The organism is Sandarakinorhabdus sp., from assembly GCF_031422795.1.
Taxonomy (GTDB): Bacteria; Pseudomonadota; Alphaproteobacteria; order Sphingomonadales; family Sphingomonadaceae; genus Sandarakinorhabdus.
Genome location: NZ_JANPML010000024.1, coordinates 1 through 2,975, shown reverse-complemented (window position 1 = coordinate 2,975; position 2,975 = coordinate 1). Strand labels below are relative to the sequence as shown.

General features: G+C 61.3%; 3 protein-coding genes. 1 reads left to right on the top strand and 2 read right to left on the bottom strand.

The annotated features are described in order from the left end of the window. Positions 1 to 425, bottom strand: a 425-nt coding sequence (locus RMO81_RS01240; protein ID WP_310473907.1) for a Clp protease N-terminal domain-containing protein, incomplete at its 3' end; no start/stop codon positions are given. Positions 426 to 711: 286 nt separating this feature from the next. On the opposite strand from RMO81_RS01240, the gene RMO81_RS01235 reads away from it, so the two are divergent. Continuing rightward, entirely contained in the window at positions 712 to 1,410 is a 699-nt protein-coding gene (locus tag RMO81_RS01235; protein WP_310473906.1) for a phosphatase PAP2 family protein, read from the top strand. Between the two features lie 35 nt (positions 1,411 to 1,445). Here RMO81_RS01235 and RMO81_RS01230 read toward each other — a convergent pair whose 3' ends face one another. Beyond that, positions 1,446 to 2,933 carry a heme peroxidase family protein gene (locus RMO81_RS01230; RefSeq protein ID WP_310473905.1) on the bottom strand — a complete coding sequence of 496 codons (1,488 nt, stop codon included), beginning with the start codon at positions 2,931 to 2,933 and terminating at the stop codon, positions 1,446 to 1,448. Positions 2,934 to 2,975: the final 42 nt, after the last annotated feature.

Sequence of the window (2,975 nt, the reverse complement as noted above, 5' to 3'; positions counted from 1 at the left end):
CCGTGGCTGATGAACGACACCGCATCCAGCCGCGTCATGTCCTGCTGCTGCAGGAAGAACACGGCGTGGCTTTCGCGCTCGGAAAACAGCGCCACCAGCACGTTGGCGCCGGTCACTTCCTCGCGGCCGCTGGACTGCACGTGCAAAATGGCGCGCTGCACCACGCGCTGGAACCCGGCGGTGGGCGACGGATCAACGCTGGCATCGGCCTTCAACGCCTGCAGTTCGGTATCGAGATAGCGGATCAGCTGGCCCTGCAGTTCTTCCAGTTCAACGTTGCAGGCCTTCATCACCTGCGCGGCGTGGGTGTCGGTGGTCAGCGCCAGCAGCAGATGTTCGAGCGTGGCATATTCGTGGGTGCGGCGCGCGGCTTCCGCCAGCGCGTTGTGCAGGGTCTTTTCCAGTTCGCGGGTAAACGATGGCATCAAATTCTCCGGTGCGCGCCCTTCGGGGGAAAGGCGCGCCGTTGGCCGGCCCGGCCAGGTGGAGGGCCTGATGTCAATGTCTGCCCGGTGCGCCCAGATATCAAGGGGCAAACGGCCCAGTCCGATGCGTTTGTAATGTCGCAGTGGTTAATGCGAGGCTCTGGCCAGCCGGGCCATGCCGGGCCATGATGCGCGCCTATTGAGGGAGATGATGATGCGCCTGGTTCTGTCGATGCTGTTTTTGTCTGCAACTGGCGCCAGCGCCCAGCCGGCACAGCCACAAGCCATGATGGCGCCGCCTGCACCCGCCGTGGCCGCCGGTTACGCCGATAATCTGCCACCGCTGGCCATGCTGCGCCTGTTGCCGCCACCGCCAGTACCGGGCGGCAGCGAAGAAGCGGCAGACCGTTTTGTCTATCGCGAAAGCCGCAAAGGCATATTGGGCAAGGATTGGCGGCGCGCGCAGGGCCAATTGGGTATCACCAGCCCGGAATATGTCCAGGCCGTGAGTTGCGCCCTGGGTGCGGTGCTCGCGCCCAAAACCACGCCCGCCACCATGATCCTGCTGCGCCGCGCCGGGACCGATCTGGCCAAGGCGGTTTTTACGGCCAAAGACTATTATAAGCGCCCCCGCCCGTTCAGCACGGATGGCGGCAAGGCCTGTGACCCGGAAGCCGCGGTGAATGGCGGGAAGGGCCTGGGCTTTGCCTACCCATCCGGCCATGCCGCCGTGGGCTGGCTGTGGGGCCTGATCCTGTCTGATGCCCGCCCCGAACGCAGCGCCACCCTGTTGAAATTCGGCAAGGACACCGGCGATCTGCGCATTGCCTGCCGGGTGCATTGGGCATCCGATGTGACCGGCGGGCGGCTGCTGGCCACCGCGCTTTATCAGCAGATTGCCGACCGCGAGGATTACAAGGCCGATCTGCTGAAGGCCAAGGCGGAGCTGAGCCTGGCACCGGTGCCGGAAGGTTGCAGCGGATAGGTCGCACTGCAGCCATTCCGGCACCGGTGCCCTCGTCAGGCAACGCCGGCAAAGCGTAGCAAGTCGACCATGGTGAAATCCTCGGTGGTTTTTGCCGGATCGATGGTCGGCAGGAACGGCTCCCACTCCGGATCCTGGGACAGGTAGCTGGTACGGTCACCCTGCAGCACGCCGATGAACACTTCGGCAACGATACGCCCGCCAACAGCGCCCAACCGCTCGCCGCTGGCCTGCACCGCCGCCTCGCGCAGGATGTAGAACCAGAGCGGCGTATTGTCGTCCATCCCCCAAGGTTTCAGCATGGCAAGGTCGGCCGTGCTCAACACAGGAAGATTCATCGCGGCGGCAACGCGCTGCCCTGACGGCAATGAAAAGGTTAGGTGCCGCAACAGGTTGCGCTGCGCCAGGGAATTGGGATTGGTCTTGGGATCGGGGTTGGCAACGACCTTGGCGGGCAGGCGGAACAGCGCTGTCGACAGCAGCGTATCGATCTTTTTGTTCGGCCTTACATTGCCGTCGCCGAAATCGAAGAACGTCGGCCAATCGATGAAGCGTCGCTTGGCGCGAAAGCCGCCGGTCAGATCGTCAGGATCGGTCGGGCTCGAATGGGTTTCCTTGAAGATCATGGCGAAAAACGGTGTGTTGCCCGGGTTGCCGGTAAAATTGGCCCGGTAACTTGGGCGCACCTGACTATGGCCGAAACGATAGGCCGCCACCGAAAACTCGACAGGAATGAACGGCTCGTTCTTCCATTTGTAGAATTTGCGGCCATTGCCAATGATATCGTCAACAACCGCCTGGCCGCAGGTTTTCGGCAGAAATTCGTGCAGGATGATCCATTGATAGTGCCAGCGAACAATGCGCTGGGCCTCGCGAAACACCTCGGCGGGCGCGGTCAGATCAAGCTCGGCCTTGACATGGTCCACCACGGCATTGTGAAATTTGAGGAATGCCACCTGCAATTGCGACAGGATCACATTTTCATCGTTGCGCGGATCGCCGAGCAAAGGGGTGAGCTGCGAATTGCGCGGCAGATCCGGTTTGCCGCCCGGCGCGAGTTTTTCCAGCAGAAACTTGATGCCTTGGCCGCTGATCTGATCATATAAATGCGGGCTGCCATCCGGCCCGGCACCATAAACATTGTCGAGGGCAAGTGTTGGCGTGCGGAAGTTGGCGATCATTTCCGGATCGACCTGCCGTTCCAGGCTGGAGGTGATGTCCAGCGTCAGGTCATGATCGAGAAATTGGCCGAGGAACGTCATGCCGGCGGTTAACTTGGGGTTGTTCTGGTTGCCGGCCGACAAATTGGCATCGACGATCAGCTGGGTCGGATCGGCTGCCAGATTTTCGTTGGCATCCATGATCCCGCCGGCCGCACCGATCTCGAGCAGTGATTTTCGGGTTTTTGGCGTGTCGGAGGCAAAGGACGGCAACTTGCCGAACATGCGGCCAAAGCGACCTGAATCATGATATTTTGATACTGGTGGGACGATGTCTTGCGGATAACTGCCGTGTTTAGACATTGCACGCTCCTCGGTTGTCGAACTCTGTCGCAATTTGGCAAA

Bases quoted from the DNA above. Each gene is read 5' to 3' on its own strand.
- RMO81_RS01235 (WP_310473906.1), top strand. From the start codon at position 712: ATGATGGCGCCGCCTGCACCCGCCGTGGCCGCCGGTTACGCCGATAAT.
- RMO81_RS01230 (WP_310473905.1), bottom strand. From the start codon at position 2,933: ATGTCTAAACACGGCAGTTATCCGCAAGACATCGTCCCACCAGTATCA.